This is a genomic window from Rhodanobacter sp. LX-99 (assembly GCF_018599185.1).
GTDB lineage: Bacteria > Pseudomonadota > Gammaproteobacteria > Xanthomonadales > Rhodanobacteraceae > Rhodanobacter.
Genome location: NZ_JAHFVL010000001.1, coordinates 660,031 through 684,819, shown reverse-complemented (window position 1 = coordinate 684,819; position 24,789 = coordinate 660,031). Strand labels below are relative to the sequence as shown.

Genomic DNA, 24,789 nt, shown 5'->3' with positions numbered 1-24,789 from the left:
GCAGCCTTTGCCTGAGGACAGAAGAACACGATGGGTATGCTCGAAACGATCTCAGAACAACGCCTGCACGGCGGCGTCCAGGGCGTTTACCGCCACCACTCGGAAGCCTGCGCTTGCCCCATGCGCTTTGCCGTCTACCAGCCGCCGCAGGCCACCCGGCAGCTGTGCCCGGTGCTGTATTTCCTGGCGGGGCTGACCTGCACCGAGGAAACCGCCACGATCAAGGCCGGCGCGCAGCGGCTGGCGGCTGAGCTGGGCCTGGTGCTGGTGATGCCCGACACCAGCCCGCGCGGCACCGGCATCGACGGCGCCACCGGCGACTGGGAGTTCGGCGAAGGCGCGGGTTTCTACGTCGATGCCACCGAAGCGCCGTGGTCGACGCGCTTTCGGATGCATAGCTATGTGGCGGACGAATTGCCCGCGCTGATCGCCGCGCAGTTTCCGGTGGACACGGCACTCAGCGGCATCTGCGGTCATTCGATGGGCGGCCATGGCGCGTTGACCCTCGCCCTGAAATACCCGCAGCGCTACCGTTCGGTGTCAGCGTTCGCGCCGATCGTGGCGCCCAGTCAGGTGCCGTGGGGCAGGAAGGCGCTGCCGCGCTATCTCGGCGATGACCCGGCGGCCTGGGCCGACAACGACGCCTGCGAATTGGTACGGCGGCAGACCTTCGGCGGCACGATCCTGATCGACCAAGGCGAGGCCGACCCGTTCCTCGAAGCCCAATTGAAGCCGGAGCTGTTCGACCAGGCCTGCGCGGAAGCGGGGCAGGGCTTGTTGCTGCGCCGGCACCCCGGTTATGACCACAGCTACTGGTTCATCACCAGCTTCATCGACGATCACCTGCGGCATCACGCGGGGGCATTTGGGCTGATATGAGCGTATCGGCCGTGCTGCAAACCGCGCGTACCCGCATCCGTTTGCCTGAACTTTCCGACGCGGCGAAATTGCTGCGCTTTCGCGTGGACAATCGTGCCCATCTGGCGCCGTGGGAGCCCTTGCGCGAGGACAGTTACTACACGCTGGAACACTGCGCGCAAGCGATCGCGGACGGGCAGGAGGCTGCGCGTCTCGATCGTGGCTATCCGTTCGTGGTGTTCAGCCTGGGCAGTGAGGATGTCCTCGCCAGCTTCACCCTGTCCAACGTGGTACGCGGACCGTTCCAGGCATGCCTGCTCGGCTATGGCGTCAGCGCCGGTCAGCAGGGGCGGGGACTGATGCACGAGGCACTGGAAGCCGGGTTGGCATGGACGTTCGGTGAGCTGGGCCTGCATCGCGTGATGGCGAATTACCTGCCGCGCAACGAGCGCAGCGCGCGGTTGCTGGAGCGGCTTGGCTTCGAGCGTGAAGGCTACGCGCGGGAGTATTTGCGGATTGCCGGGCAGTGGGAAGACCATGTGCTCACGGCGAAAATCCACCGCGCCGACTGAGCGTTCCGGACCGTGTTATTCCGGTTTCCCAATACGAATGTGGCGGCCATCAGGCCGCCACATTCGGTGTCATTCACGCAATCGCTCAGGCCTTGGCGGCCGGACGATGGCTCGAACGGCGGCGCTGGTTGCCGGCGGCATGCTCGCCGCGGCCCTGCGGCGCATAGCCGTTCGGCCGTGCCGCGCCGGCAGTCTTGCCCTGTCGCGGCGCACGCGGTTGACGCTGACCGCCGCCGCCTTGCTTCGGACGCGGCGCACCGGCATCCACGCGCAGCGGGGCGGACGGCTCGTAGCCGCTCACCGGCGTGATCGCGATGTCCTGCTTCAGCAGCTTGCGGATGTCGAACAGCAGGCCGCTTTCGTCATGGCTGACCAGGGATACCGCGAGACCTTCCATGCCGGCACGGCCGGTGCGGCCGATGCGGTGCACGTAGTCTTCGGCTACCGACGGCAGGTCGAAGTTGATCACGATCGGCAGCTGTTCGATGTCGATGCCGCGGGCGGCGATGTCGGTGGCCACCAGCACGGTGACGCGGCCGCTCTTGAAATCGCTCAAGGCGCGGGTGCGCGCGTTCTGGCTCTTGTTGCCGTGGATCGCGGCGCTGCGCAGGCCCGACGCGTTGAGGTAGGTAACCAGCTTGTCGGCGCCGTGCTTGGTGCGGCTGAATACCAGCGACTGCCGGCGGCTGTCGGCCGACAGCAGGTGCAGCAGCAGGTCGCGCTTGCGCGAGGCGTCGACCGGATGCACCTGGTGGCTGACCAGGGTGGTCACGGTGTTCGGCGCGGAGACCGAAATCTCGCGCGGGTGGTGCATGAAGTCCATCGCCAGCGCCTTGATCGCCGGCGCGAAGGTGGCCGAGAACAGCAGGGTCTGGCGCTTCTTCGGCAGGGCCTGCAGGATGCGCTTCAACGCGGGCAGGAAGCCCATGTCGAGCATGCGGTCGGCTTCGTCCAGCACCAGCGTTTCCACCGCGGACAGGTCCAGCGTGCGCTGCTGCATGTGGTCCATCAGCCGGCCGGGGGTGGCGATGACGACGTCCACGCCGCGGCGCAGTGCGTTGATCTGCGGGCCCATGCTGACGCCGCCGAAGATGGTGGTGGCGCTGACATGGACGTGCTTGCCGTAGTCGCGCAGGTTCTCGTGTACCTGGGCGGCCAGTTCGCGGGTCGGGGTCAGCACCAGTGCGCGCGGGCGGCGGGTCATGGTCTGGCCGCTGGTCGACAGCTTCTGCAGCAACGGCAGCGCGAACGCGGCGGTCTTGCCGGTGCCGGTCTGGGCGGCGGCGAGCAGGTCGTGACCTTCCAGTGCGGGCGGAATGGCGGCGGACTGGATCGGGGTGGGCTGCGTGTAGCCGTAATCGGCAAGCGCGCGCAGCAACGCGGGCGCAAGGCCCAGCGAATCAAAAGACATGTAACACTCCTGAGCAACCCGGAGTGTTCATACCGTGTTGCAGACTAAGGGGAAGGGGCGACGGTGTGTCGCAGCACTCGTGGGGACGAATGCGTGGCCGAGTATAGCCGATCCGTCGCCGCCGCGTGCATTTGCGCCGCATCAAGCTGAACGGCGTGCCGCGATCGCCTCAACGATGCGGCCGCGCCACGATCAGGTAACTGTTGAACGGCGTGCGCCCGCGCAGCGGTTCGACGTGCACGTGCAGCCCGGCATCCTGCAGCGGCGCGCGCAGTTCGTCGGCGCTCGGATAGTGTTGCGCGCCGCCGGGAATCCAGCCGGAGGTACGCAGGAAAAACTCCTCGACGCGCGTGGCGTGGAAGCGCCAGTTCGGCTCGCGCAGCACGTTGCGGATGATCAGGCAGCCATCGGGCGCCAAGTGCCGGGCGGCCTCCTGCAGCAGGGGGGGCTGGCGTGCGGCGGGCAGGTAGTGCAGTACGTCGAGCAGCGCGACATGGCCATGCATCGGTGGCAGCTCGGCCGCATCGGCATGACGCAGGCTCATCAGCGCATCGAGTCCGGCGTGCTGCACGGCCTGCTGCCCGGCGGCGATCTTGCGCGCATCGTGATCCACGCCGAGGTAGGGCTGGGCATGGCCCAGCGCGTGCAGGTACAGCCCGAGCAGGCCGATGCCGCAGCCGATGTCGAGCAGGGGCAGCGTGGTGCCGGCGACCAGCGTGGCCGTGGCCGCATAGACCGGGTCGCCGGCCAACTTGCCCCGGACGTAGCCGCGTTGCAGGTGGTTGTCGTACAGGTGGGCGATGCGCTGGCGGCTGCGGCGGTCCATCCGGATCCCGGTTTTCGTCGATGGCGGCAGCCTAGGCCATCGGGTGCGCGAGTACCATCGTCGCTCGCGCGCCTTGTGCGTGGGGTCCCGTTCGAGGAGAGACCGATGTCGCTGCTGGCACCCTTGCGTGAACTCGATATCATCCAGCGACACACCGTGCTGGCCAGTTTCCTGGGCTGGACACTGGATGCGTTCGACTACTTCCTGCTGACCTTCGTCATCGTCACGGTGGCGAAGGAGTTCGACGTGGGTACGGCGCAGATCACCTACGCACTGTTCCTGACCCTGGCGGCGCGGCCGCTGGGCGCGCTGCTGTTCGGGCGGCTGGCCGACCGCTTCGGGCGGCGGCCGATCCTGATGCTCGACGTGATCCTGTTCTCGCTGTTCGAGTTCGCCACGGCATTCGCCTCGTCGCTGACCGCCTTGCTGGTGCTGCGTTTCCTGTTCGGCGTCGCGATGGGTGGCGAATGGGGCATCGGCGCGTCGCTGGCGATGGAGTCGATACCGGCGAAAGCCCGCGGCGCGGTGTCAGGCCTGCTGCAAAGCGGCTACCCGTGCGGCTTCTTCCTCGCCGCGCTGGCGAACTGGTTGCTGGTGGACCATATCGGCTGGCGTGGGTTGTTCGTGGTCGGCGCGATCCCGGCCTTGCTGGTGCTGTACATCCGCCGCAAGGTGCCGGAGTCGGCGGTCTGGAAGGAAGGCGCGCAGGCGGCGAGGCGGCCCGGCCTGTTCGAGGCCATGCGCGGGCACTGGAAGCTGGCGCTCTACCTGATGCTGCTGATGATGGCGTTCAACATGTTCAGCCACGGCTCGCAGGACATGTACCACACCTTCGAGGAGGTGAACCTGCACCTGCCCACCGGCTCTGCCATGGCCTTCGTGCTGGTGGCGCTGCTGAATCTCGGCGCGCTGGTGGGCGGCCTGTATTTCGGGGCGCTGTCGGAACGGATCGGCCGGCGCAAGGCGATGATGATCGCCGCGCTGCTGGCGATACCGGTGATTCCGCTGTGGATGTACGGCGGTTCGCTGATCCTGCTGGGGCTGGGCGCGTTCCTGATCCAGGTGATGGTGCAGGGCGCCTGGGGCGTGGTGCCGACGCATCTGAACGAGTTGTCGCCGGCAGCGGTGCGCGGCACCCTGCCGGGCTTCGCCTACCAGATGGGCAACCTGCTGGCGGCGGTCACCGCCACCGCGCAAGCCTGGCTGGCGCAGCGGCATGGCGGGGATTTCGCGTTCGCGATGGCGCTGTGGATGGTGCTGGTGGCGCTGCTGCTGGCGTTGTTGCTGTGGCTGGGTCCGGAGGCGCGCGGCGTGGGCTTCGGCCATCATGAATCCTAGCCCGTCGGGCTACTGCTAGAATCCGCCGTTTGATCCCATCGACGAGACAGGCAATGAAGGCTGGCAAGGACAAGGTCATCGCGATCCACTACACGCTGACGGTGGATGGCGAAAAGGTCGAGAGCTCGCACGATCGCGACGAGCAGCTGTGGATTCTGCTTGGCCACGGCCAGCTGATCCCGGGCTTGGACGCGGCGCTGGAAGGGCATGAGGCCGGCGAGGCGCTGAGCGTGGACGTGGCGCCGGCCGATGGCTATGGCGAGCGCGAGGAAGGCCAGATCCAGCGCATGTCGAAGAAGTATTTCCCGCAGGCCAACCGGCTCAAGCCGGGCATGACCGCCGTGCTGCAGCTGAAGCAGGGCGGCCAGCGCGCGGTGACCGTGCACAAGGTCGGCATGAGCGCGATCGACGTGGACCTGAACCACCCGATGGCCGGCAAGACCCTGCACTTCGACGTGGCCATCGGCGAAGTGCGCGACGCCACCGAGGAAGAGATCGCCCACGGCCACGCCCACGCGCCAGGCGCCGAAGCGCATTGAAAATCCGCTTCATTGAGTGAACCAACGGCGCCCTGGGGCGCCGTTTCGTTTGCCCTCTCCCTTTGCGGGGGAGGGTTGTGACCGTAGGGAATCCCTGTGGGGGAGAGGGGAGCCGAGGTTCGCCTCAAATCCCGCTCCTTTGCTCGCAATGCAAAGTAGAGCAGCCGTAATCGCCCCTCAATCCAGCACGCGCCGCCCGTAAGCGAAATGGTCGCCCCAGTACGGCCCGTCGATATCGTCCAGGCGCACCGTGCCGCCGCTGTTCGGCGCGTGCACGAAACGGCCCTTGCCGACGTACACGCCGACGTGGCTGATCGCGCCGCCGATGTCGAAGAACACCAGGTCGCCGCTGGCCAGCTGGGTCATCTTGCGCACCTTGCGGGCGTCCATCGAGGCCATCTCGTGCGAGGTACGCGGCAGCTTGATGCCGGTGGCGGTACGGTAGATGTAGTCGATCAGGCCACTGCAGTCGAAGCCGCCGGCCGGGGTATTGCCGCCCCAGCGATATGGCGTGCCGACCAGCCCGATCGCGCGGAACAGGATGTCGTTTGCCTCCCCGGCGCTGGCGGCCGAAGGTGCGCGCGGCGGCAGGTCGGCCAGCGCCGAGTGCGAGGTCTTGTAGGTGGGCTGGCGCCGTTGCGGACTGCTGGCGCAGGCAGCCAGCAAGATGACCGCAGAGAAAAGCAGCACCCAGCGCGTGGCCTGCGGCAGCGGTAATGACAGGGGAAATCGGGCGACGGGCTGCGGACTCACGAGACAACCTCGGCGTGGGGCGTGCCGAGGTTATCAATTCAATAATTCACATGCAAATCAATGCGATTTTTTGCATTTTCAATTCAATTTCTCAACTTGATCCTTGTTGGTCCCGTGTGGAAGCGGCGCCAGGTCGAATTTGACCGGCACGCGCGCGTAGCCGTCGATCGGCTTCCCGTCCTTCATCTGCGGATTGAAGTGCCATTGCCTTGCCGCATCACTGGCGGCGGCGACCAGGTCGGCAGACGTGGTGGTGCTGTGCTTCGGGTAAGCGGCTTTGTATCGTCCCGCGTGGTGCCGGGCATCGTGCCCGTGGCGTCGACACGGGCATGCAAGCATGCTTGCCGAGGCTCTAGTGTTCTCCGACCGTGATGATCTTTTGGGACAAGGTTCTGCCGCGGATGTCCCAGGCGCGCAGGCGATAGCGTCCGGGGCGCAGGTAGAGCCTGCTTGCGGCGTCGCCCTGCATGAACGCGTAGCGGTCGGCGGTGATGGCTTCATCGGGTTCGTTGACGTAATGCGCATCGACGACGCAAGGGAAGCGTGTCTTGCACAGTGTCGTCCTGATCGCGTACGGAATGCGCTCGTTGCGCAGGGTCAACCAGTCGGGACGCTGCTTGTTGAGGCGATTCGCCAGCATGAGATGGTCGCGGTCGGTGTCGCGCACGGTCGTCAAAGGCTGGACGTAGCCACTTTCGCCGCGGCCTGTGTCGGCGGGAGGCAGCAATACGTTGAGGTCATACCGGTCGGGATGGGCGCTCCAGGGCCTGCCTGTAGTGCGGTTGATCAGTACGATGGGGCCGTCCGAGGGGAAATCCTTGATCAGTTTCTGATAGGCATCCGGCTTGCCGGGAAGCTGCTCGCGGAACTGGGTCTGGTCGATCGACAGCGGCTCGATGCCGGTCAGCTGCTGCAGGTGCATGGCCATTGGCGCCGTATTGCCCAGGCGTCCCTTTGCCTTGTCGATGTGCGCGTAACCGGCATGCACGAAGAGCCGGGCGCAGGGATCCCTTGCGAATACCTTCCGGTACAGGTTATTCGCTTGTCCGGCTTCGCGATCCTGCATCGCGCCGGTGTCCGCGTCGTAGGCCACCAGGGCGAACCCCAACTTGATCGCCGTCCGCACGATGTCGCCGTAGGCGGGTTCGTGCAGGTACTCGGTGCCGCTGTCCTTGACCGGATAGCCGCGCTGCATCAGCTGGTCATCTTTGTCCGAGAGGGCTTCCACGGCGAAATAGTTGAACCCGAGTGCACGCAGCCGGGGCAGCAGGGCCAGCGTCAGTTGTCGGGTATGGGCGTCGTGGTGCGCCTCGTTGATCAGCACGATGCGGCGGTCGGCAGCCAGCTGCGTGATGACCTCGGTCGCATCGGCGGGCTTCCACTCGGCCGGCGCCGGCAAGGTGGCGTCCACCGCGATATGGGTCTTCAGCGGGAAGTCGTGGACGGCCTCGTTGTAAAGCCCCAGTTCGTTCTCGACCGAGGCGAACATCTGCATCGCCAGTTGCTGGTCGGAAACAGGAAGCTTCGGTATCTCCCTGAGCAGGTATGCGTAGCGGGCCAGATCATTGGGCTGCTGCTTCAGTTCGTGGAACATGCCGACCGCGTCCGGGCTGTAATCCTGCGCGTGCACTGTCAGAACCAGTGGCGTGATCGTACAAAACGCGATGGGAGTCATTCGGAACAGCAGTTTGCCTGGCATGTTCAGGTCCCCCTGGACGATCCACGGCTAGCGTGCTCGCGTATTTTCCGACAGGCAACCCTCTGGCTGGATCGCATGGAAGCCAATGTGGCAAGGAAACAGCATTGACGGACTGAGTACAATGCGCCGATGAGCACATTCACCTTGCAGCGCGGCCATGTGCCGATGCTGGTCAGCCTGCCGCACGACAGCAGCTTCATCCCCGACGATATCGCCACGCGGATGCATCCGGCGGCGCGTCGTGCACCGGACACCGACTGGCATGTCGGCCGGTTGTACGAACCGCTGGCCCAGGCGCTGGGCGCCAGCGTGCTGAAACCGGGGGCTTCGCGCTACGTGATCGACCTGAACCGCCCCGCCGATGGCCATGCGCTGTATCCGGGGCAGCGCGAGACCGGCCTGGTACCGGTGATCGGCTTCGATGGGGAGCCGCTGTACCAGGGTGGCAGCGAGCCGGATGACGCTGAAATTCAACGGCGCATAAACGATTACTGGCGGCCTTACCATCGAGCTGTCGCGCAGGAACTTGCGCGGCTGTGCGCGGAGCACGGTCGGGCGGTGCTGTGGGAAGGGCATTCGATCCGCAGCCGGGTACCCATGCTGTTCGAGGGGCAGCTGCCGGATTTCAATCTCGGTACGGCAGCCGGCACGAGTTGCGACCCGGCGCTGCAGGCGCGCTTGCAGGCTTGCCTGGAGTCGCAGTCGCGTTTCAGTTTTGCCGTCAACGGCCGCTTCAAGGGCGGTTACATCACGCGCCATTACGGCACGCCGGCGACTGGCGTGCAGGCCGTGCAGCTGGAACTGGCGCAGCTCAACTACATGGACGAGGAGAGCTTCGCGTACGACGAGGCGAAGGCGCCGGCGGTGCAGGACTTGATCGGCCGGATGCTGCAGGCCTGCCTGGCCTGAGCGCAAATAATTACGTGCGTAATCGAACGCGGCAAAAGTCAAGATCCTGTGTGCGCATTGCGCAGGAAACCGCGTGTTGCATTCAGCCTTGGTATCCCATCGGCGTCGCATCGTCGGTTCGTCGCGCCGCCCGAGTCGCCGGGTTCCGGCCGGGTCCGCGATACCTTCCAATCGTCCGAGGCTCGACATCATGATGCGTAAACTTCTGATCGCTTCCCTGCTTGTGGCGGGCGTTGCGCTTTCCGGTTCCGTGCTGGCCCAGGCTGCTGCCCCGCAGGCGGCGGCTCCGGCGACGCAGGAAACTCCTGCGGCGGCTCCTGCTGCTGCGGCCGACGCCGCGCCGAAGACCGCCATGCACCACAAGTCGCACCACAAGTCCCATCACAAGAGCCACAAGGCCGCGGCTCCTGCCGCAAACCCGGCTCCGGCGACGACGTCGGCTGGTTGATCGTGTTGTCGTGAATCGAAACCCCGCCGGTGCAGACCGGCGGGGTTTTTCATGTGCGCGACTTGCCCGCGCGCCGATCGGGGGAAATCAGCGTGACTGTGCCGGCAGGGCGGCGACGCACTTCAGTTCGATCGCGATCGGCGTCGGCAGCGCGCTGATGCCAACGGTGGTGCGGCAGGCGTCGATGCCGGCGAAATATTCCGCGTACAGCCGGTTGTAGGCGGCGAAGTCGCGCTGCATGTCGGTCAGGAACACGGTGACGTCGACCAGGTCGGTCCAGGCGGCGCCGCTGGCTTCGAGCACGGCGCGCACGTTGGCGAACACCTGGCGGCACTGTGCCTCGATGTCGTAGGCGATCAAACGGCCGTCCGCGTCGCAGACGTTGCCGGGAATCGCGCTGCTGCCGGGTTGGCGCGGACCCACGCCGGACAGGAACAGCAGGTTGCCGACGCGCCGGGCATGCGGGTAGGCGCCGATCGGCGCGGGAGCGGCGTCGGTGCGGATGCTGTCGCCGTTCATGCGGCGCCTGCCCAGCGCCGGGTGAGCTGGGTCAGTGCCTGCTGGTAGGCCTCGGGCAACTGCTCGCGACCGCGCACGTCGAGGCCCAGGTCATGGATGTGGCCATTGTCCAGGCCGTAAATCCACGCATGCACGGCCAGTTGCTGGCCGCGCTCCCACGCTTCGCGCACCACCGTGGTGTGGCACACGTTGAGCGCCTGTTCGAGCGCATTCAGTTCGCACAGGTGCGCATGGCGCATCGCGAACGACTGCGCCGGATCGAGCTTGTCGGCATGCTTCATGGCAATGTCGGTGATGTGCCTGAGCCAGTTGTCGATCAGGCCCAGGCGGCTTTCCTTCAGCACCGCGCCGACGCCACCGCAACCGTAATGACCCACCACCAGGATGTGCTTTACCTGCAGCACGTCGACCGCGAACTGGATGGTGCTCAGCGCGTTCAGGTCGGTATGCACCACCACGTTGGCCACGTTGCGATGCACGAAGATCTCGCCCGGCGGCAGGTCGACGATCTGGGTGGCCGGTACGCGCGAGTCCGAGCAGCCGATCCACAGGTAGCGCGGCGCCTGCTGCTGCGAGAGCTGTTCGAAAAAGGTCGGGTCTTGCGCGGTGACCTGTTCGGCCCAGCGACGGTTGTTGGCAAGCAGGTCTTTCAGTGAATTCATCGGGGTTCCGAATATTCGGGCTCGCGCATGCGCGTGCGCCCTAGGGTTGTACGGACGACGCGCCGTAGGCGATGCAGATGTTTTTTGGCTCGGTGAAGAAGTGCAGCGCCTCGCTGCCGCCTTCGCGGCCGAGCCCGGATTGCTTGGCGCCGCCGAACGGCGTGCGCAGGTCGCGCAGCAGCCAGCAGTTGATCCACACGATGCCGAATTCGAGCTGGCCGGCGAGCCGGTGTGCGCGGGACAGGTCCTGCGTCCACAGCGAGGCGGCCAGGCCGTAGCGGCTGTCGTTGGCGATCGCCAGCGCCTCGGCTTCGTCCTCGAACGGGATCAGGCTGACCACCGGGCCGAAAATCTCCTGCTGGTTGGTCTGCGCCGCGGACGACAGGCCTTCGATCACGGTCGGCGCGATGAACCAGCCGTCGGCGCAGCGGCCGGGCAATGTGATCGCCTCGCCGCCGCACGACACGCGGCCGCCTTCGGCGCGGGCCTGTTCGATGCAGCCGAGCACCTTGTCGTAGTGCGCCTGCGAGACCATCGCGCCGAGGTCGCTGCCGGCGTCGCCCGGATCACCCACGCGCAGCGCCTGCACGCGCGCCAGGTAGCGTTCGCGGAAGGCTTCGAGGATCGAGCGCTGCACCAGCAGGCGCGAGCCGCACAGGCAGATCTCGCCCTGGTTGGCGAAGCCCGAGCGCACGATGGTGTCCAGGTTCGCGTCGGAAAGATCGGCATCGGCGAACACGATCGCCGGATTCTTGCCGCCCATTTCCAGCGAGACTTTCTTGAACTGTGCAGCCGCCGCGCTGGCGATGCGTGCGCCGGTGGCCGTGCTGCCGGTGAAGGAGATCGCCTTCACCGCCGGATGTTCCACGATCGCCTGGCCCACGCTGGGGCCGCGGCCCTGCACGATGTTCAGCACGCCGGGCGGAAAGCCGGCCTGGATGCTCAGCTCGCCGAGCAGGGCGGCGGTGCACGGCGTCACTTCCGACGGCTTGGCCACCACGGTGTTGCCTGCGGCCAGGGCCGGCGCGATCTTCCAGGTGAACAGGTACAGCGGCAGGTTCCACGGGCTGATGCAGCCGACCACGCCGAGCGGCTGGCGCAAGGTGTAGTTGATCGCGCCGGTGCCCATGGCGCCGGCTTCCATCGCGTGCGATTCGCTGCCCCAGCCGATGATCGCGGCGGCAAAGTAACGCAGGTTGCTGACCGCGCGCGGTATGTCGAGCCGGCGTGCGAGGCTCAGCGGCTTGCCGTTGTCGCGCGATTCCAGCGTGGCGAACTCCTCCAGCCGCGCCTCGACCAGGTCGGCCAGCCGCTGCAGCAGGCGCGCGCGCTGTTCGATCGGCGTGCCGGCCCAGCCAGGCGCGGCGCGGCCGGCGGCGGCGACCGCGGCGGCGACGTCCGCCGCACTGGAATCGGGGCAGTGCGCAAACACCGCACCGGTGGCCGGCTCGTGCACTTCCAGCCATGCATCGTGATGGGGCGCCTGCAGGCGACCATCGATCAGATTGGCTAGGTGCGGGATGGACATCGGCACAAGCTTAAAACCAGCGTGCCGCAATTGCACCGGACGCCGGCGTATGCGTGGGGCGGGAAACGGGCGGCGTGCGTCGAAGATCGGGTCCGGGCTCAACTCAACGCGCGCGTGCGGCCGCCGTCCACCGCGATGCTGACGCCGTTGACGTAGGCGGCGGCGGGGGTGCACAGGAACGCGATCACGGCGGCCACTTCGCTGGCTTCGCCGAAGCGGCGGGCGGGTACCGTTGTCAGCATGGCCTGGGCGATGACGTCTTCCTTGCGGCCGCTTGCGGCCGCTTGCGCGGCGAGCAGGCTGTCGAGGCGGCTGGTGCGGGTGTAGCCGGGCAGCACGTTGTTGACCGTGATGCCGTCGGCGGCCAGTTCGGCGGACAAGGTCTTGGCCCAGCCGGCGACGGCGGCGCGCACGGTGTTGGACACGCCCAGCTCCGCGATCGGCTCCTTCACCGAGGTGGAGATCACGTTGACGATGCGCCCGTAGCCACTGGCGCGCATGCCGGGCAGCAACGCCTGCAGCAGGGTCTGGCCGGCCAGCAAGTGCTGGCGGAATGCCGTCTCGAAGGCCGCGGGTTCCGCACTGTGCGCCGGACCGCCGGGCGGTCCGCCGCTGTTGTTGATCAGGATATGCACCGCGGCGCCGGCGGCAATTTCGGTAGCCGTCGCCCGCAGGCTGGCAGTGTCCAGCATGTCCACGCTGCGCCAGTCGTGCCGTTGCCCGGCATGCGTCCGCGGCAGGCTTTCGGCGACCAGCTTGAGCTTGTCGGCCGAGCGCGCCAGCAGGGTGACGCTGGCGCCGAGCTCGGCCAGTTCGATCGCGCTGGCCTGGCCGATGCCTTGCGAGGCGCCGCAGACCAGCGCGTGACGTCCCCCCAGATCCAGTTGCATGCTTGTTCCCTCAGTGCAGCCACAGCCGCATCGCCAGCGCGGCAAGCCAGCATAGCCAGCCCAGCCACTGACTGTAACGCCAGACCAGACGCCAGCGGTCGATCGCCGCATCGCCCAGCGCGGGCAGGGCCGGAGAGCGCAGCACCTGCTGCATGCTGGCCCAGATGCGGAACCCGGAAAGCCTGCCTTGCGCGGCGGTGGCGATGACCTGCCAGTGCTGCGGATAACGCCCGCGCAGCAGCGCGGCGACCCGGAACGGCGCCACGTACGACAGCACGAACAGGCCGACGCCGCTCGCCAGCAGCGCGAGATAGAGGACGATCATGGCGGGCTGTGGCCGGTCTTGCTGTCATTGCTCCAGGGCAACGGCAATGCGGTGCGCAGGGTGTTGAGCACGCCGTCGCCCTTTGCCGCCTTCTTGCAGATCGCGTTGGCCAGGGCCTTCTCGTACGTCTTGTTCATCATGCCGACCCACAGGGCGCCATCCGGGCCGTGCGGGATGCTGAAGCTGCCGGCGGAGTTCATCTGCAGCGACGCGGCGGTGGAACTGGAGAACGAGGCCGGCGACTGTTCCCAATAGGTCTTGCCCGACTGCTGTTCGGCCGAGCTGTAGACCAGCAGGTAGCGCGCCTGCTTGCTGTCGACCGTCAGGCTGCCGAAGGCGCCGCTCGTCTCGTCGCTCCAGCCCATGTGCTCGCACAGCCCGATGTCCTCGGAGCGGATCGGCTGGAAACCCTCGTCCAGCAGCACGACGGTGGGCGCGAACAGGTAGCTGGCGTGCAGCCAGCGGCCGTTCAATTCCGACTTCAGGGCGACCTTGTACGGCAGTTTCACGTCGACCGGCAGGCGGAAGGCGAGGAAGTAGCTCTGCGTGCCGTTGAGGTTGGCGACCATGCTGCCGCTGCCCAGCACGAACTTCTGCGGCTGCCACGGCAGCATGCTGCGGTAGGAGAAGTCGGCGAAGCTGCTGCAGCACGGCGTGGCCTGCATCAGCTGCAACTGGGCCAGCTTCAGCGCGTCGCCGGTATTTTCCGACGGCGGACGCAGGTTCGGCGGCAGCAAGGCCTTGGCGTTATGGCAGCCGCCCAGCAGGGCGGCGAAGGCCAGTACGGCGGCGATGGCGGAGAATCGAAGCGACATGGCGAGATGGGTTGCTCAGAATTCGGCCGTTCCGGCGGCACGGGGGTAGGGGATGGCGTCGCGGATGTTGGACAGGCCGCAAATGTAGACCAGCAGGCGCTCGAAGCCGAGGCCGAAGCCGGCGTGCGGCACGGTGCCATAGCGACGCAGGTCACGGTACCAGCCATACGCGGCGGGATCGAGGCCGAACTGCACCATGCGGCGATCGAGGTAGTCCAGCCGCTCCTCGCGCTGGCTGCCGCCGATGATCTCGCCGATGCCCGGCGCCAGCACGTCCATCGCCGCGACCGTCTTTTCGTCGTCGTTCAGACGCATGTAGAACGCCTTGATCGCCTCGGGGTAGTTCATGACGACCACGGGGCGGCCGATATGTTTCTCGGCCAGGTAGCGTTCGTGCTCGGTCTGCAGGTCGATGCCCCAGGCCACCGGGTATTCGAACTTCTGCCCGGACTTCTGCAGGATCGTGATGGCGTCGGTGTAGTCGATGCGCTCGAACGGCTTGGCGATGAACGCCTCCATCCGGCTGATCGCGTCGCTCTGCACGCGCTCGGCGAAGAACGCCATGTCGTCCGGGCGCTCGTCCAGCACGGCCTTGAAGATCGCCTTCAGGAACGCCTCGGCGCAGTCGGCATCCGCGGCGAGGTCGGCGAACGCGATCTCCGGCTCGACCATCCAGAACTCGGCCAGGTGGCGCGGCGTGTTGGAGTTCTCGGCGCGGAAGGTGGGGCCGAAGGTATAGACCTTGCTCATTGCCAGCGCGTAGGCCTCGACGTTGAGCTGGCCCGACACGGTGAGGAACGCCTCGCGGCCGAAGAAATCCTTGCGGAAGTCGATCTTGCCCTTGTCGTCGCGCGGCAGGTTGGCCAGGTCCAGCGTGGACAGCCGGAACATGTCGCCGGCACCCTCGGCATCCGAGGTGGTGATGATCGGCGTATTGATCCAGAAGAAGCCCTGCTCGGTGAGGTGGCGGTGAATCGCCGTCATCATGGTGTGGCGCACCCGGGTCACCGCGCCGAACAGGTTGGTGCGCGGGCGCAGGTGGGCCACCTCGCGCAGGAATTCCATGGTGTGCTGCTTGGGTTGGATCGGGTAGGTCTCCGGATCCTCGACGAAGCCGGTGACGACGATCTCGTCCGCCTGCAGTTCGAAGGCCTGGCCCTTGCCCTGCGACGCCACCAGGGTGCCGCTGACGATCACGCCGGCGCCGGCGGTGAGGTGTTTCACCTCGCTGTCGTAGTTGGCCAGGGTGGCCGGCACCACCGCCTGGATCGGGTCGAAGCAGGAGCCGTCGGTGACGTTGACGAAGGACAGGCCGGCCTTGGAGTCGCGGCGGGTACGCACCCAGCCGCGCACGGTCACCGCGCTGCCGGCGTCGAGCTTGCCGGAAAGAGCCTGCTTCACGCTGCATAGCGTCGGACTGACCACGGCCATCGATTGAAACTCCTGCAGAAGCGCCACATGTCGGCGCGTGGTAGATGAACGGCGGTGCGCGGCGACACGCAAGGCCAAACCGGCATGATAATGTAGCTGTTGCCCGCGCCGCGACTTTTCCGGGCCACTTGAATCGAGGTTGATCCACCGTCATGAGCATCACCATCACCCCCGCTGCCAACGAGCGCATGCGCCACTTCCTGGCCGGCACGCCGACGGCGGCCGGCGTGCGTTTTGGGGTCAAGCGCACCGGCTGTTCCGGTTTCGCCTACGTGGTGGATCTGGCCGAGGCGGTCGGCAAGGACGACCAGCTGGTCGAGGTGGACGGGCTGCCGCTGATCGTCGACGGCAAGAGCCTGGCCCTGGTCGAGGGCACCGTGATCGACTTCCAGCGGCAGGGCCTCAACGCCAGCTTCGTGTTCCACAACCCGAACGCCACCGGCGAATGCGGTTGCGGCGAGAGCTTCACGGTCAGTTGAACAAGGCGGCGTGGCGAGCGCCACTGCCTCGTCTCTTGCGCCTTTTCATTCAACGACTTGCGTGGATGCCCCTGGCACCCTTACAATTCCGCTTCTGTCCGCCCCGAAACCGGGGCCGGCAGGACACTTGCCTCACCGCACCAGCGGGAGGCTGCGAGGCCGCAAGGCCGCATCCACAAGGAGTCAACCCACAATGACCCTGCGTCATTACGAAGTTGTGTTCATGGTCCACCCTGACCAGAGCGAGCAGGTTCCGGCGATGCTCGAGCGCTACAAGGCGCTGATCGAGACCGACGGCGGCAAGATCCACCGCCTTGAAGACTGGGGCCGCCGTCAGCTGGCGTATCCGATCGTGAACCTGGCCAAGGCACATTACGTGCTGCTCAACATCGAAGTGAGCCAGAACGCGCTGAACGAGCTGGAGTCGGGCTTCCGCTTCAACGACGCCGTGCTGCGCCACCTGGTGATCCGTCGCGACGAGGCCGACACCGAGCCGTCCTTCATCCTGAAGTCGAAGGAGAAGGACGACGCCAAGTCCACCCGTCGCCGCGACGACGAGGGTGATGGCGAAGGCCGCGGCCGTGACCGCGATGGCCACGACAACGATCGCGACAGCGACGACTGATCAGGAGCACAGACATGTCCAAGTTTTTCCGCCGCCGCAAGTTCTGCCGCTTCACTGCCGAAGACGTGAAGGAGATCGACTACAAGGATCTCAACACCTTGCGCCAGTACGTCACCGAGAACGGCAAGATCGTGCCGAGCCGCATCACCGGCACCAAGGCCCGCTACCAGCGTCAGCTGGCGACCGCGATCAAGCGCGCGCGCTTCCTCTCGCTGCTGCCGTACACCGACAACCACGACGTCTGATGACGTCCGGGATTCGGGATTGGTGATTCGGGATTCGGGAGCCGCGCACCCTGCGGCCTCCATGCCTTGAATCCCGAATCCCGTCTCCCGAACCCCACACTTCGGACAACCGTCCTCTGGCTGCACCGGACCTGCCGGTGCTAACGAACAGGAAAGCATCATGGAACTCATTCTTCTGCAGAAAGTCCGCAACCTCGGCACGCTCGGCGACAAGGTCGTCGTGAAGCCCGGTTACGGCCGCAACTACCTGCTGCCGCAGGGCAAGGCGGTGCGCGTCAACGCCGCCAACCTGGCCGCGTTCGAACAGCGCCGTGCCGAATACGAGGCCAAGGCCAACACGGCACTGGCCGACGCCGAAGCACGCAAGGCCAAGCTGGCCGATGCCTCGGTGACCATCTCCGCGCACGCCAGTGCGGAAGGCAAGCTGTTCGGTTCGGTCGGCCCGCGCGATATCGCCGAGGCGCTGGCTGCTGCCGGTCAGGCCGTGCACAAGGGTGAAGTGATCCTGGGCGAAGGCCCGCTTCGCAACACCGGCGAGTACGACGTGGTGGTGAGCCTGCACGCCGACGTGCAGACCACGGTCAAGGTGATCGTGGTCGGCGACAAGTAATTCTGCTGTTCGCAGCAAAGCAAACGGGCGCCTCACGGCGCCCGTTTGCTTTGGGGAATAGGGAATGGGGAGTGGTCAAGAGCTGCACTGCAGTTCAGCTTTCAGCGATTTCCCATTTCCCATTCCCAGCTTTATCCCCCCGCAACGCACAGCTTATCCACAGACTTATTGTCTCGACGGGTGAGACGTCGCCGCGCATGATGGTGTCGGTATGACTACCCGCGAGGTGTCGGCGTGTCGCGCGCCGGTCGTGGGGCAATTCTCCTGAGGTTAAGTCGATGTCCTTCGTGCCCGAGCGCAAACCTTCCTCCTCTGCCATCGAGGCGTTGCGTGTGCCGCCGCACTCCATCGATGCCGAGCAGGCGGTGCTGGGCGGCCTGATGCTGGCGCCGGATGCGCTGGACAAAGTGGCTGACCGGCTCGCCGAGGACGACTTCTACCGCAAGGACCACCGGCTTATCTGGCGCGCGATCAACGAGCTGGCGAACAAGGGCATGCCGTGCGACGCGGTGACCCTGGGCGACTGGTTCGAGAGCAACGGCATGGCCGAGATGGTCGGCGGCGCAGGCTACCTGATCGAGCTGGCCAACAGCACGCCCAGCGCGGCCAACATCGCCGCGTACGCCGAGATCGTGCGCGAGAAATCGGTGCTGCGCCAGCTGATCGACGCCGGCACCTCGATCACCGAGGACGGTTATCGGCCCGAGGGCAAGAGCGTGCACGAGGTGCTGGAAAGCGCCGAGCAGCGCGTGTTCCACATCGCCGAATCCGGCGCGCGCGGCAAGAAGGATTCCGTCTCGATGCGCGAGGCGGTGAAGGACGCGTTCCGCCTGCTCACCGAGCGCTACGAGAACCGCGGCCAGCTCACCGGCGTCAGCACCGGCTTCACCGACCTGGATGCGCTCACCTCCGGCCTGCAGCCGTCGGACCTGATCATCGTGGCGGCGCGCCCGTCGATGGGCAAGACCGCCTTCGCGCTGAACATCGCCGAAGCCGCCGCGCTGGGCGGCAAGAAGGCGGTGGTGGTGTTCTCGATGGAAATGTCCTCCTCGCAGCTGGCGTTCCGCCTGATCTCCTCGGTCGGCCGCATCCACCAGCAGCACCTGCGCAACGGCACTCTCGAAGAAGAGGACTGGCCGCGCGTCTCCAACGCGATCGCGCTGCTTTCCGACGCCAGGATCTTCATCGACGACACGCCCAGCCTGTCGCCGGTGGAGTTGCGTTCGCGCGCACGCCGGCTGCACCGCGAGCACGGCGGGCTGGGCCTGATCGTGATCGACTACCTGCAGCTGATGCAGGTGCCCGGCAACAAGGAGAACCGCGCCACCGAGATCTCGGAGATCTCGCGTTCGCTGAAGGGGCTGGCCAAGGAACTGAACGTGCCGGTGATCGCCCTGTCGCAGTTGAACCGCTCGCTGGAGCAGCGCGCCGACAAGCGTCCGATGATGTCCGACCTGCGCGAGTCCGGCGCGATCGAGCAGGACGCCGACGTGATCATGTTCATCTACCGCGACGAGTACTACAACAAGGAATCGCCGGACAAGGGCGTCGCCGAGATCATCATCGGCAAGCAGCGCAACGGCCCCACCGATACCTGCAAGCTGACCTTCCTCGGCCACTACACCCAGTTCGTGAACTACGCCTCGGATTCGTTCGTCGGATCGTTCGATTGAGCGCAAGAAAATCGCGCGACGAAGGCCGACAGCTTTTTCGTGTCGATGCGTCTCGCCGTTTGCGATGACCGCGTGCCAAGCTCGCTTCTTCCACGTATCCAGCCGGACAACCCCGCATGGCCAAAGCCAAGACCGCCTATGTCTGCACCGACTGCGGTGCCGAACACCCGAAGTGGCAGGGCTCGTGCGTCGAGTGCGGGGCATGGAACACGCTCAGCGAGATCGTGCTGGCGCCGGCCTCGGCGGCGAAGTCGTCGGTAGGCGCGCAGCGTTCCAGCTACGCCGGCGTGGCCGCGGGCGCACCGCGCGTCACGCCGCTGACCGCGGTGGCGCTGACCACCGAGGCGCGCACGCTGACCGGCATCGGCGAGCTTGACCGGGTGCTCGGCGGCGGCCTGGTGCAGGGTTCGGTGGTGCTGATCGGCGGCGATCCGGGCATCGGCAAATCGACCCTGCTGCTGCAGATGCTGGGCACGCTGGGCGCACACCTGCCCAGCGTGTATGTCACCGGCGAGGAGTCGCTGTCGCAGGTAGCCTCGCGGGCGCAGCGCCTCGGCCTGCCGCTGGAGCCGCTGCAGGCGCTGGCCGAGACCTGCATCGAGCGGATCCTCGAACAGGCGATGGCGACGCGCCCGCGGGTGCTGGTGATCGACTCGATCCAGACCATCTGGACCGAACTGCTCACCGCCGCGCCCGGTTCGGTGTCGCAGGTGCGCGAGTCGGCGGCCAAGCTCACCCGTTTCGCCAAGGAGACCGGCACCTCGGTGTTCCTGGTCGGCCACGTCACCAAGGAGGGCGGCATCGCCGGCCCGCGCGTGCTCGAGCACATGGTCGACGCGGTGCTGTATTTCGAGGGCGAATCCGGCTCGCGCTTCCGCGTGCTGCGCGCGTTCAAGAACCGCTTCGGCGCGGTCAACGAGCTGGGCGTGTTCGCGATGTCGGACAAGGGGCTGCGCGAGGTGCCGAACCCGTCGGCGATCTTCCTGTCCTCGCACTCGGGGCCCACTTCGGGCAGCGCCGTGATGGTCACCCGCGAAGGCACCCGGCCACTGCTGGTCGAGGTGCAGGCGCTGGTGGACCAGTCCTCGCTGGGCAATCCGCGCCGGGTCACCCTGGGGCTGGAACAGAACCGCCTGGCGATGCTGCTGGCCGTGCTGCACCGACATGGCGGCGTGGCGGCCTACGACCAGGACGTGTTCGTCAACGTGGTCGGCGGCATCCGCGTGCAGGAGACGGCGGCCGACCTGCCGGTGCTGCTGGCCGTGCTGTCCAGTCTGCGCGACCGGCCGTTGCCGGAGCATACGGTCACCTTCGGCGAGGTGGGTTTGTCGGGCGAGATCCGCCCGGTGCCGAACGGCGAGGAGCGCCTGAAGGAAGCCGCTCACCATGGCTTCCGCCGCGCGATCGTGCCGAAGGCGAACGCGCCGAAGAAGGGCAGGGTCGGCGAGATGGACGTGGTCGGGGTGGAGCGCTTGAGCGAGGCGATCGACGCCTGCCGCTGAACGCGCGGCTACATGCCGCGGTGCAGGACCAGTTCCAGCACCGCCTTGCTGCCGAAGAACGCCAGCACCAGCGCGGCCATCCCGATCAGGGTCAGGTTGACCGCGCGCGCGCCGCGCCAGCCGTGCCGCCAGCGTCCGTACAGCAACACGCCGAACATCAGCCAGGCCACGATCGACAGCACGGTCTTGTGCGCCAGGTGCTGGCCGAACAGGTCGTCGACGAACAGCACGCCGGTGAGCAGGGTCAGCGTGAGCAGCACGAAGCCGGCGCTGATCAGACGGAACAGCAGGGTCTCGGTCAGCGTCAGCGGCGGCAGCGCGCGCAGCCAGTGGCCGAACTGGCGATGGCGCAACGCGCGTTCCTGGATCGCCAGCAGGATCGCCAGCGCGGCGGCGATCGACAGCACGCCGAAGGCGACCAGGGCCACCGTGACGTGCAGCTTGATCTGCCAGTCCATCGGTTGCGGCAGGGTCGGCGGCGCCAGGAAGCTGTCCAGCGCAATGAGCGCGGCGGTCAGCGGGAACACGATCACGCCGAGTGCGGCGACCGGGCGCGAAGCGTTCACCAGCAGGGTCAGCGCCGAGACGACGAACGCTACCAGCGACAGCGCGGCGAAGAAGTGCAGGTCCAGCGCGCCGCGGTGCATGCCCAGCAGGATCCCGGCGTGGACGAGCACGGCGGCGCCAGCCAGCCCCAGCGCGAGCCGGTTCAGCGGTTTGCCGCCGCTCAGCAGCGGACGGGCCAGCCCCCCCGCGGCGGCGAGGTAGAGCGCGATGGCGATCAGGGCCAGGACGTGGATGGTCATAGCCGCGCAGTGTCGCACAGGGCCGTGCCGGCGTGTATGCGGAGCGGGGCGATCCGTCCGCTATAATCGTGCACTTTCCTGTTTTGCCGGTTCCGTCATGTTCGAGTCGCTAAGCCAACGCCTTTCCACCACGGTCAATCGCCTGCGCGGTCGCGGCCGGCTGACCGAGGAAAACATCCGCGAGGCCTTGCGCGAGGTGCGCATCGCGCTGCTGGAAGCAGACGTGGCGCTGCCGGTGGTGCAGGCGCTGATCCAGCGCATCAAGGTGCGCGCGGTCGGCCAGGACGTGATCAAGAGCCTGTCGCCGGGCCAGGCGCTGGTGAAGGTGGTCAGCGACGAGCTGACCGTGGTGATGGGCACCGCCAACACCGAACTGAACCTGGCCCAGCAGCCGCCGGCCGTGGTGCTGATGGCCGGCCTGCAAGGTGCCGGCAAGACCACCACGGTGGCCAAGCTGGCGCGATTGCTGACCGAGCGCAAGAAGAAAAAGGTGATGGTGGTCAGCTGCGACGTCTATCGTCCGGCCGCGATCGAGCAATTGCGCACGCTGGCCGAGCAGGTCGGGGTGAAGTTCTTCCCGTCCGAGGCGGGCCAGGACCCGGTCACCATCGCCAGGGCCGCCGTCGCGGCGGCCCGTCGCGAAGTGGTCGACGTGCTGATCGTCGATACCGCCGGCCGCCTGCACGTGGACGAGGCGATGATGGCCGAGATCAAGGCGCTGCACGCCGCGATTACGCCGATCGAAACCTTGTTCGTGGTCGACTCGATGACCGGCCAGGACGCCGCCAACACGGCCAAGGCGTTCAACGAGGCGCTGCCGCTGACCGGCGTGGTCCTGACCAAGACCGACGGCGACGCCCGTGGTGGCGCGGCGCTGTCGGTGCGCTACGTCACCGGCAAGCCGATCAAGTTCCTCGGCGCCGGTGAGAAGAGCGACGCGCTGGAGCCGTTCCATCCGGATCGCCTGGCCCAGCGCATTCTCGGCATGGGCGACGTGCTGTCGCTGGTCGAGGAAGTCGAGCGCAAGGTCGATCAGGACAAGGCGCAGAAGCTGGCCCAGAAGGTGATGAAGGGCAAGCGCTTCGACCTGAACGACATGAAGGACCAGCTGGAGCAGATGGGCAACATGGGCGGCCTGGCCGGCCTGATGGACAAGCTGCCGGGCATGTCCGGCCTGCCGGACAGCGTCAAGTCGAAGGTCAACGACGGCGAGATGAACAGGATGATCGCGATCATCTGCTCGATGACCCAGAAGGAACGCCGCCACCCGGACCTGCTGAACGGCTCGCGCCGCGCCCGCGTGGCGCGCGGCTCGGGCACCCAGCCGGCCGACGTCAATCGGCTGCTCAAGCAGTACATGCAGATGGAAAAGATGATGTCCAAGCTGTCCAAGGGCGGCACGAAGGGCCTGATGCGGCAGATGCGCGGCGCCATGAAGGGCATGGGCGGCATGGGCGGGCTGCCGCCGATGCGTTGAAAATCGTCGGAGGCCGTCCGAAGCCGGTCGTCATTCCCGCGAAAGCGGGGACCCATTTTGACTTTCGCGGCCAGCAGCAAGACGGATGACCAGCTTCGCTGTTGTGAAGCTCTTCCCGCTTTCGCGGGAATGACGCCGGTGACGTGGCTGCCGGGTCGCGCAGCTCTTCCCTTTTCCCGAAAAACCGCTAAAATGCCCCGTTTACCGCGCACGTCTCTCGTGTGCCTGCCGCTCATTCGGCAATTCTGGAGTTTTACCATGGTCAAGATTCGTCTTTCGCGCGGTGGCGCCAAGGGCCGTCCGTTCTACCACGTCGTCGTGACCGACCAGCGCAGCAAGCGCGACGGCCGCAACATCGAGAACATCGGCTATTACAACCCGGTCGCGTCGGGCAAGGACAAGCGCCTTGAGCTGAACGTCGAGCGCGTCAAGGAATGGGTGGGCAAGGGTGCGCAGCTGACCGACAAGGTCGCCGCCCTGGTCAAGGAAGCCGGCAAGCAGCAGGCTGCCTGAGTCATGGCTGCAGCCGGTCGGCGCGTCCTGATCGGACGCATCGTCGGGCTGTACGGCGTGCAGGGCTGGCTCAAGATCGAATCCTGGGCCGAGCCGCGCATGCGGATCTTCGACTACCAGCCGTGGCTGCTCAGTGCAGCGCCGGGTGTGGAGACGCAGGTCACCGGGGTGAAGGGTCGCACGCAGGGCAAGGGCATGGTGGCCCAACTGCCCGGAGTGGACGACCGGGAACAGGCGGCGGCGTTGATCGGTGCCGACATCCATGTCGCCCGTGAGCAGCTGCCGCCTCCGGCGGAAGGTGAGTATTACTGGGTCGATCTCGAAGGATTCGAGGTTGTCACCACGGAAGACGTGAAGCTGGGGCGGGTCAGTCACCTGTTCGCCACCGGTGCCAACGATGTCGTGGTGGTGAGGGACGGCGAGCGCGAGCGGCTGATTCCTTTCGTCCAGGGTTCGTATGTGCGGTCGGTGGACTTGTCCGCAGGGCGCATGGTGGTGGACTGGGATCCTGAATTCTGACGTCGCCGGGTTGCGGGACATGAGGACAAGGATCATGCGCATCGATGTCGTCAGCCTGTTTCCCGACTTCATGCGCCAGTGCGCCGCCGTCGGTGTGGTGGGACGCGCGCAGCAACGCGAGCTGCTGCAGGTGGAAACCTGGAACCCGCGCGACTACGCCACCGACAGGCACCGCAGCGTGGACAGCGGCTCGTATGGCGGCGGTCCCGGCATGGTGATGATGATCGAGCCGTTGCGCACGACCCTGGCGGCCATGCGCGCGGCGGCACCGGAACCGGTGCATGTGGTTTATCTCAGTCCGCAGGGAGCGCGGCTGACGCAGGGCAGGGTGGAAGCGCTGGCGAGGCTGCCGCGCATCGCGCTGCTCTGCGGGCGTTACGAAGGTGTGGACGAGCGTCTGCTGGCGCACGAGGTCGACGAGGAGCTCTCCATCGGCGATTATGTGCTGTCCGGCGGCGAGCTCGCCGCCGCGGTGATCATCGACGCGGTGGGGCGCTTGCAGGACGGCGCGTTGAACGACGCGCAGTCGGCCGAGCAGGATTCATTCTCGGATGGCCTGCTGGATTGTCCGCACTATGCGAAACCGGTGCACGATGCACTGGGTGATGTACCGGAGGTGTTGCTGTCCGGTGACCACGCGGCGATCGCCCGCTGGCGCCTCAAGCAATCGCTGGGACGAACCTGGTTGCGCCGCCCGGACTTGTTGTCACAGCGTGGGCTGGATGCTGCATCCCGTGCACTGCTGGAAGAATTCCGCCGCGAACATGCCTCACAAGGGCGAGCGCGGCAAGACGATGCGGCCAGGTGACGGCCGCAG

Annotated in this window: 29 protein-coding genes; 16 read left to right on the top strand and 13 right to left on the bottom strand. The window is 66.6% G+C overall.

Features of this window, described 5'->3' with window-relative positions:
* The first annotated feature begins 30 nt into the window (after nucleotides 1-30).
* Both fghA and KK131_RS03320 read left to right on the top strand, forming a co-directional pair.
* A complete protein-coding gene (gene fghA / locus KK131_RS03325) occupies nucleotides 31-879 on the top strand; it encodes an S-formylglutathione hydrolase (protein ID WP_214555282.1) in 849 nt (282 codons plus the stop codon).
* Nucleotides 880-890: 11 nt separating this feature from the next.
* On the top strand, nucleotides 891-1,430 hold the full coding sequence (locus KK131_RS03320; RefSeq protein WP_345777220.1) for a GNAT family N-acetyltransferase: 540 nt from the start codon (nucleotides 891-893) through the stop codon (nucleotides 1,428-1,430).
* Between the two features lie 85 nt (nucleotides 1,431-1,515).
* Here the strand turns inward: KK131_RS03320 and KK131_RS03315 are convergent, their stop codons facing one another.
* Nucleotides 1,516-2,841 carry a DEAD/DEAH box helicase gene (locus KK131_RS03315; protein WP_214555280.1) on the bottom strand — a complete coding sequence of 442 codons (1,326 nt, stop codon included), beginning with the start codon at nucleotides 2,839-2,841 and terminating at the stop codon, nucleotides 1,516-1,518.
* A 169-nt stretch (nucleotides 2,842-3,010) separates the two neighbouring features.
* Nucleotides 3,011-3,667, bottom strand: coding sequence for a class I SAM-dependent methyltransferase (locus KK131_RS03310; RefSeq protein ID WP_214555279.1), 657 nt, complete (start codon nucleotides 3,665-3,667; stop codon nucleotides 3,011-3,013).
* 105 nt (nucleotides 3,668-3,772) lie between these two features.
* Here KK131_RS03310 and KK131_RS03305 point away from each other — a divergent pair, with 105 nt between their 5' ends.
* Nucleotides 3,773-5,005, top strand: a complete 1,233-nt coding sequence (locus KK131_RS03305) for an MFS transporter (RefSeq protein WP_214555278.1) — start codon at nucleotides 3,773-3,775, stop codon at nucleotides 5,003-5,005.
* A gap of 53 nt (nucleotides 5,006-5,058) precedes the next feature.
* Nucleotides 5,059-5,544 carry a peptidylprolyl isomerase gene (locus KK131_RS03300; protein ID WP_214555275.1) on the top strand — a complete coding sequence of 162 codons (486 nt, stop codon included), beginning with the start codon at nucleotides 5,059-5,061 and terminating at the stop codon, nucleotides 5,542-5,544.
* 177 nt (nucleotides 5,545-5,721) lie between these two features.
* Here KK131_RS03300 and KK131_RS03295 read toward each other — a convergent pair whose 3' ends face one another.
* The 3 genes from KK131_RS03295 to KK131_RS03285 form a co-directional block, all read right to left on the bottom strand.
* Nucleotides 5,722-6,267: a C40 family peptidase gene (locus KK131_RS03295; protein WP_214556633.1), complete on the bottom strand. Its 546-nt coding sequence runs from the start codon at nucleotides 6,265-6,267 to the stop codon at nucleotides 5,722-5,724.
* 108 nt (nucleotides 6,268-6,375) lie between these two features.
* Nucleotides 6,376-6,636, bottom strand: a complete 261-nt coding sequence (locus KK131_RS03290) for an energy transducer TonB (RefSeq protein WP_250887135.1) — start codon at nucleotides 6,634-6,636, stop codon at nucleotides 6,376-6,378.
* Between the two features lie 13 nt (nucleotides 6,637-6,649).
* Nucleotides 6,650-7,996 carry a hypothetical protein gene (locus tag KK131_RS03285; RefSeq protein WP_214555273.1) on the bottom strand — a complete coding sequence of 449 codons (1,347 nt, stop codon included), beginning with the start codon at nucleotides 7,994-7,996 and terminating at the stop codon, nucleotides 6,650-6,652.
* A 129-nt stretch (nucleotides 7,997-8,125) separates the two neighbouring features.
* Between KK131_RS03285 and hutG the strand changes: the two genes are divergently transcribed.
* Nucleotides 8,126-8,905 (top strand): N-formylglutamate deformylase, encoded by a 780-nt coding sequence (gene hutG / locus KK131_RS03280; RefSeq protein ID WP_214555271.1) that lies wholly within the window; start codon nucleotides 8,126-8,128, stop codon nucleotides 8,903-8,905.
* 190 nt (nucleotides 8,906-9,095) lie between these two features.
* Nucleotides 9,096-9,353 (top strand): hypothetical protein, encoded by a 258-nt coding sequence (locus KK131_RS03275; protein WP_214555269.1) that lies wholly within the window; start codon nucleotides 9,096-9,098, stop codon nucleotides 9,351-9,353.
* 87 nt (nucleotides 9,354-9,440) lie between these two features.
* Here the strand turns inward: KK131_RS03275 and KK131_RS03270 are convergent, their stop codons facing one another.
* The 7 genes from KK131_RS03270 to asnS all read right to left on the bottom strand — a co-directional run bounded on the left by KK131_RS03270 (nucleotide 9,441) and on the right by asnS (nucleotide 15,523).
* Nucleotides 9,441-9,872 carry a Rid family hydrolase gene (locus tag KK131_RS03270; protein WP_214555267.1) on the bottom strand — a complete coding sequence of 144 codons (432 nt, stop codon included), beginning with the start codon at nucleotides 9,870-9,872 and terminating at the stop codon, nucleotides 9,441-9,443.
* Nucleotides 9,869-10,534, bottom strand: coding sequence for a carbonate dehydratase (gene can / locus KK131_RS03265; protein WP_214555265.1), 666 nt, complete (start codon nucleotides 10,532-10,534; stop codon nucleotides 9,869-9,871). The genes KK131_RS03270 and can overlap by 4 nt, the downstream gene beginning before the upstream one ends.
* Nucleotides 10,535-10,574: 40 nt before the next feature.
* The gene (locus KK131_RS03260) at nucleotides 10,575-12,062 is read right to left on the bottom strand and encodes an aldehyde dehydrogenase (RefSeq protein ID WP_214555264.1); all 1,488 of its coding nucleotides are present in this window, start codon (nucleotides 12,060-12,062) and stop codon (nucleotides 10,575-10,577) included.
* Between the two features lie 98 nt (nucleotides 12,063-12,160).
* Nucleotides 12,161-12,952, bottom strand: coding sequence for an SDR family NAD(P)-dependent oxidoreductase (locus tag KK131_RS03255; RefSeq protein WP_214555263.1), 792 nt, complete (start codon nucleotides 12,950-12,952; stop codon nucleotides 12,161-12,163).
* 10 nt (nucleotides 12,953-12,962) lie between these two features.
* Nucleotides 12,963-13,277, bottom strand: coding sequence for a hypothetical protein (locus KK131_RS03250; protein ID WP_214555261.1), 315 nt, complete (start codon nucleotides 13,275-13,277; stop codon nucleotides 12,963-12,965).
* Nucleotides 13,274-14,092 (bottom strand): MalM family protein, encoded by an 819-nt coding sequence (locus tag KK131_RS03245; protein WP_214555259.1) that lies wholly within the window; start codon nucleotides 14,090-14,092, stop codon nucleotides 13,274-13,276. The genes KK131_RS03250 and KK131_RS03245 overlap by 4 nt, the downstream gene beginning before the upstream one ends.
* Nucleotides 14,093-14,107: 15 nt before the next feature.
* Nucleotides 14,108-15,523 (bottom strand): asparagine--tRNA ligase, encoded by a 1,416-nt coding sequence (asnS, locus tag KK131_RS03240; RefSeq protein ID WP_214555258.1) that lies wholly within the window; start codon nucleotides 15,521-15,523, stop codon nucleotides 14,108-14,110.
* A 152-nt stretch (nucleotides 15,524-15,675) separates the two neighbouring features.
* Between asnS and KK131_RS03235 the strand changes: the two genes are divergently transcribed.
* The 6 genes from KK131_RS03235 (at nucleotide 15,676) to radA (ending at nucleotide 20,657) form a co-directional block, all read left to right on the top strand.
* Nucleotides 15,676-16,002 (top strand): iron-sulfur cluster assembly accessory protein, encoded by a 327-nt coding sequence (locus tag KK131_RS03235; protein ID WP_214555257.1) that lies wholly within the window; start codon nucleotides 15,676-15,678, stop codon nucleotides 16,000-16,002.
* A gap of 193 nt (nucleotides 16,003-16,195) precedes the next feature.
* Nucleotides 16,196-16,627 carry a 30S ribosomal protein S6 gene (rpsF, locus tag KK131_RS03230; RefSeq protein ID WP_214555256.1) on the top strand — a complete coding sequence of 144 codons (432 nt, stop codon included), beginning with the start codon at nucleotides 16,196-16,198 and terminating at the stop codon, nucleotides 16,625-16,627.
* Nucleotides 16,628-16,641: 14 nt separating this feature from the next.
* Complete coding sequence (rpsR, locus tag KK131_RS03225) at nucleotides 16,642-16,872, top strand: 30S ribosomal protein S18 (protein WP_007081973.1); 231 nt, start codon at nucleotides 16,642-16,644, stop codon at nucleotides 16,870-16,872.
* 160 nt (nucleotides 16,873-17,032) lie between these two features.
* Nucleotides 17,033-17,482, top strand: coding sequence for a 50S ribosomal protein L9 (rplI, locus tag KK131_RS03220; protein ID WP_214555255.1), 450 nt, complete (start codon nucleotides 17,033-17,035; stop codon nucleotides 17,480-17,482).
* A gap of 278 nt (nucleotides 17,483-17,760) precedes the next feature.
* Entirely contained in the window at nucleotides 17,761-19,155 is a 1,395-nt protein-coding gene (locus KK131_RS03215) for a replicative DNA helicase (protein ID WP_214555254.1), read from the top strand.
* A gap of 116 nt (nucleotides 19,156-19,271) precedes the next feature.
* Nucleotides 19,272-20,657 carry a DNA repair protein RadA gene (gene radA, locus KK131_RS03210; protein WP_214555252.1) on the top strand — a complete coding sequence of 462 codons (1,386 nt, stop codon included), beginning with the start codon at nucleotides 19,272-19,274 and terminating at the stop codon, nucleotides 20,655-20,657.
* Nucleotides 20,658-20,665: 8 nt separating this feature from the next.
* Here the strand turns inward: radA and ccsA are convergent, their stop codons facing one another.
* Nucleotides 20,666-21,463, bottom strand: coding sequence for a cytochrome c biogenesis protein CcsA (ccsA, locus tag KK131_RS03205; protein ID WP_214555250.1), 798 nt, complete (start codon nucleotides 21,461-21,463; stop codon nucleotides 20,666-20,668).
* A gap of 97 nt (nucleotides 21,464-21,560) precedes the next feature.
* Between ccsA and ffh the strand changes: the two genes are divergently transcribed.
* The 4 genes from ffh (at nucleotide 21,561) to trmD (ending at nucleotide 24,780) form a co-directional block, all read left to right on the top strand.
* A complete protein-coding gene (gene ffh, locus KK131_RS03200) occupies nucleotides 21,561-22,940 on the top strand; it encodes a signal recognition particle protein (RefSeq protein WP_214555249.1) in 1,380 nt (459 codons plus the stop codon).
* A gap of 258 nt (nucleotides 22,941-23,198) precedes the next feature.
* The gene (gene rpsP / locus KK131_RS03195) at nucleotides 23,199-23,453 is read left to right on the top strand and encodes a 30S ribosomal protein S16 (RefSeq protein ID WP_056386481.1); all 255 of its coding nucleotides are present in this window, start codon (nucleotides 23,199-23,201) and stop codon (nucleotides 23,451-23,453) included.
* Between the two features lie 3 nt (nucleotides 23,454-23,456).
* Nucleotides 23,457-23,972, top strand: coding sequence for a ribosome maturation factor RimM (gene rimM, locus KK131_RS03190; protein WP_214555248.1), 516 nt, complete (start codon nucleotides 23,457-23,459; stop codon nucleotides 23,970-23,972).
* Between the two features lie 34 nt (nucleotides 23,973-24,006).
* Nucleotides 24,007-24,780, top strand: a complete 774-nt coding sequence (gene trmD, locus KK131_RS03185; protein ID WP_214555247.1) for a tRNA (guanosine(37)-N1)-methyltransferase TrmD — start codon at nucleotides 24,007-24,009, stop codon at nucleotides 24,778-24,780.
* Nucleotides 24,781-24,789 lie beyond the last annotated feature (9 nt).

Bases quoted from the DNA above. Each gene is read 5' to 3' on its own strand.
- fghA (WP_214555282.1), top strand. From the start codon at position 31: ATGGGTATGCTCGAAACGATCTCAGAACAACGCCTGCACGGCGGCGTC.
- KK131_RS03315 (WP_214555280.1), bottom strand. From the start codon at position 2,841: ATGTCTTTTGATTCGCTGGGCCTTGCGCCCGCGTTGCTGCGCGCGCTT.
- KK131_RS03310 (WP_214555279.1), bottom strand. From the start codon at position 3,667: ATGGACCGCCGCAGCCGCCAGCGCATCGCCCACCTGTACGACAACCAC.
- KK131_RS03305 (WP_214555278.1), top strand. From the start codon at position 3,773: ATGTCGCTGCTGGCACCCTTGCGTGAACTCGATATCATCCAGCGACAC.
- KK131_RS03300 (WP_214555275.1), top strand. From the start codon at position 5,059: ATGAAGGCTGGCAAGGACAAGGTCATCGCGATCCACTACACGCTGACG.
- KK131_RS03290 (WP_250887135.1), bottom strand. From the start codon at position 6,636: ATGCTTGCATGCCCGTGTCGACGCCACGGGCACGATGCCCGGCACCAC.
- KK131_RS03285 (WP_214555273.1), bottom strand. From the start codon at position 7,996: ATGCCAGGCAAACTGCTGTTCCGAATGACTCCCATCGCGTTTTGTACG.
- hutG (WP_214555271.1), top strand. From the start codon at position 8,126: ATGAGCACATTCACCTTGCAGCGCGGCCATGTGCCGATGCTGGTCAGC.
- KK131_RS03275 (WP_214555269.1), top strand. From the start codon at position 9,096: ATGATGCGTAAACTTCTGATCGCTTCCCTGCTTGTGGCGGGCGTTGCG.
- KK131_RS03270 (WP_214555267.1), bottom strand. From the start codon at position 9,872: ATGAACGGCGACAGCATCCGCACCGACGCCGCTCCCGCGCCGATCGGC.
- can (WP_214555265.1), bottom strand. From the start codon at position 10,534: ATGAATTCACTGAAAGACCTGCTTGCCAACAACCGTCGCTGGGCCGAA.
- KK131_RS03260 (WP_214555264.1), bottom strand. From the start codon at position 12,062: ATGTCCATCCCGCACCTAGCCAATCTGATCGATGGTCGCCTGCAGGCG.
- KK131_RS03255 (WP_214555263.1), bottom strand. From the start codon at position 12,952: ATGCAACTGGATCTGGGGGGACGTCACGCGCTGGTCTGCGGCGCCTCG.
- KK131_RS03250 (WP_214555261.1), bottom strand. From the start codon at position 13,277: ATGATCGTCCTCTATCTCGCGCTGCTGGCGAGCGGCGTCGGCCTGTTC.
- KK131_RS03245 (WP_214555259.1), bottom strand. From the start codon at position 14,092: ATGTCGCTTCGATTCTCCGCCATCGCCGCCGTACTGGCCTTCGCCGCC.
- asnS (WP_214555258.1), bottom strand. From the start codon at position 15,523: ATGGCCGTGGTCAGTCCGACGCTATGCAGCGTGAAGCAGGCTCTTTCC.
- KK131_RS03235 (WP_214555257.1), top strand. From the start codon at position 15,676: ATGAGCATCACCATCACCCCCGCTGCCAACGAGCGCATGCGCCACTTC.
- rpsF (WP_214555256.1), top strand. From the start codon at position 16,196: ATGACCCTGCGTCATTACGAAGTTGTGTTCATGGTCCACCCTGACCAG.
- rpsR (WP_007081973.1), top strand. From the start codon at position 16,642: ATGTCCAAGTTTTTCCGCCGCCGCAAGTTCTGCCGCTTCACTGCCGAA.
- rplI (WP_214555255.1), top strand. From the start codon at position 17,033: ATGGAACTCATTCTTCTGCAGAAAGTCCGCAACCTCGGCACGCTCGGC.
- KK131_RS03215 (WP_214555254.1), top strand. From the start codon at position 17,761: ATGTCCTTCGTGCCCGAGCGCAAACCTTCCTCCTCTGCCATCGAGGCG.
- radA (WP_214555252.1), top strand. From the start codon at position 19,272: ATGGCCAAAGCCAAGACCGCCTATGTCTGCACCGACTGCGGTGCCGAA.
- ccsA (WP_214555250.1), bottom strand. From the start codon at position 21,463: ATGACCATCCACGTCCTGGCCCTGATCGCCATCGCGCTCTACCTCGCC.
- ffh (WP_214555249.1), top strand. From the start codon at position 21,561: ATGTTCGAGTCGCTAAGCCAACGCCTTTCCACCACGGTCAATCGCCTG.
- rpsP (WP_056386481.1), top strand. From the start codon at position 23,199: ATGGTCAAGATTCGTCTTTCGCGCGGTGGCGCCAAGGGCCGTCCGTTC.
- rimM (WP_214555248.1), top strand. From the start codon at position 23,457: ATGGCTGCAGCCGGTCGGCGCGTCCTGATCGGACGCATCGTCGGGCTG.
- trmD (WP_214555247.1), top strand. From the start codon at position 24,007: ATGCGCATCGATGTCGTCAGCCTGTTTCCCGACTTCATGCGCCAGTGC.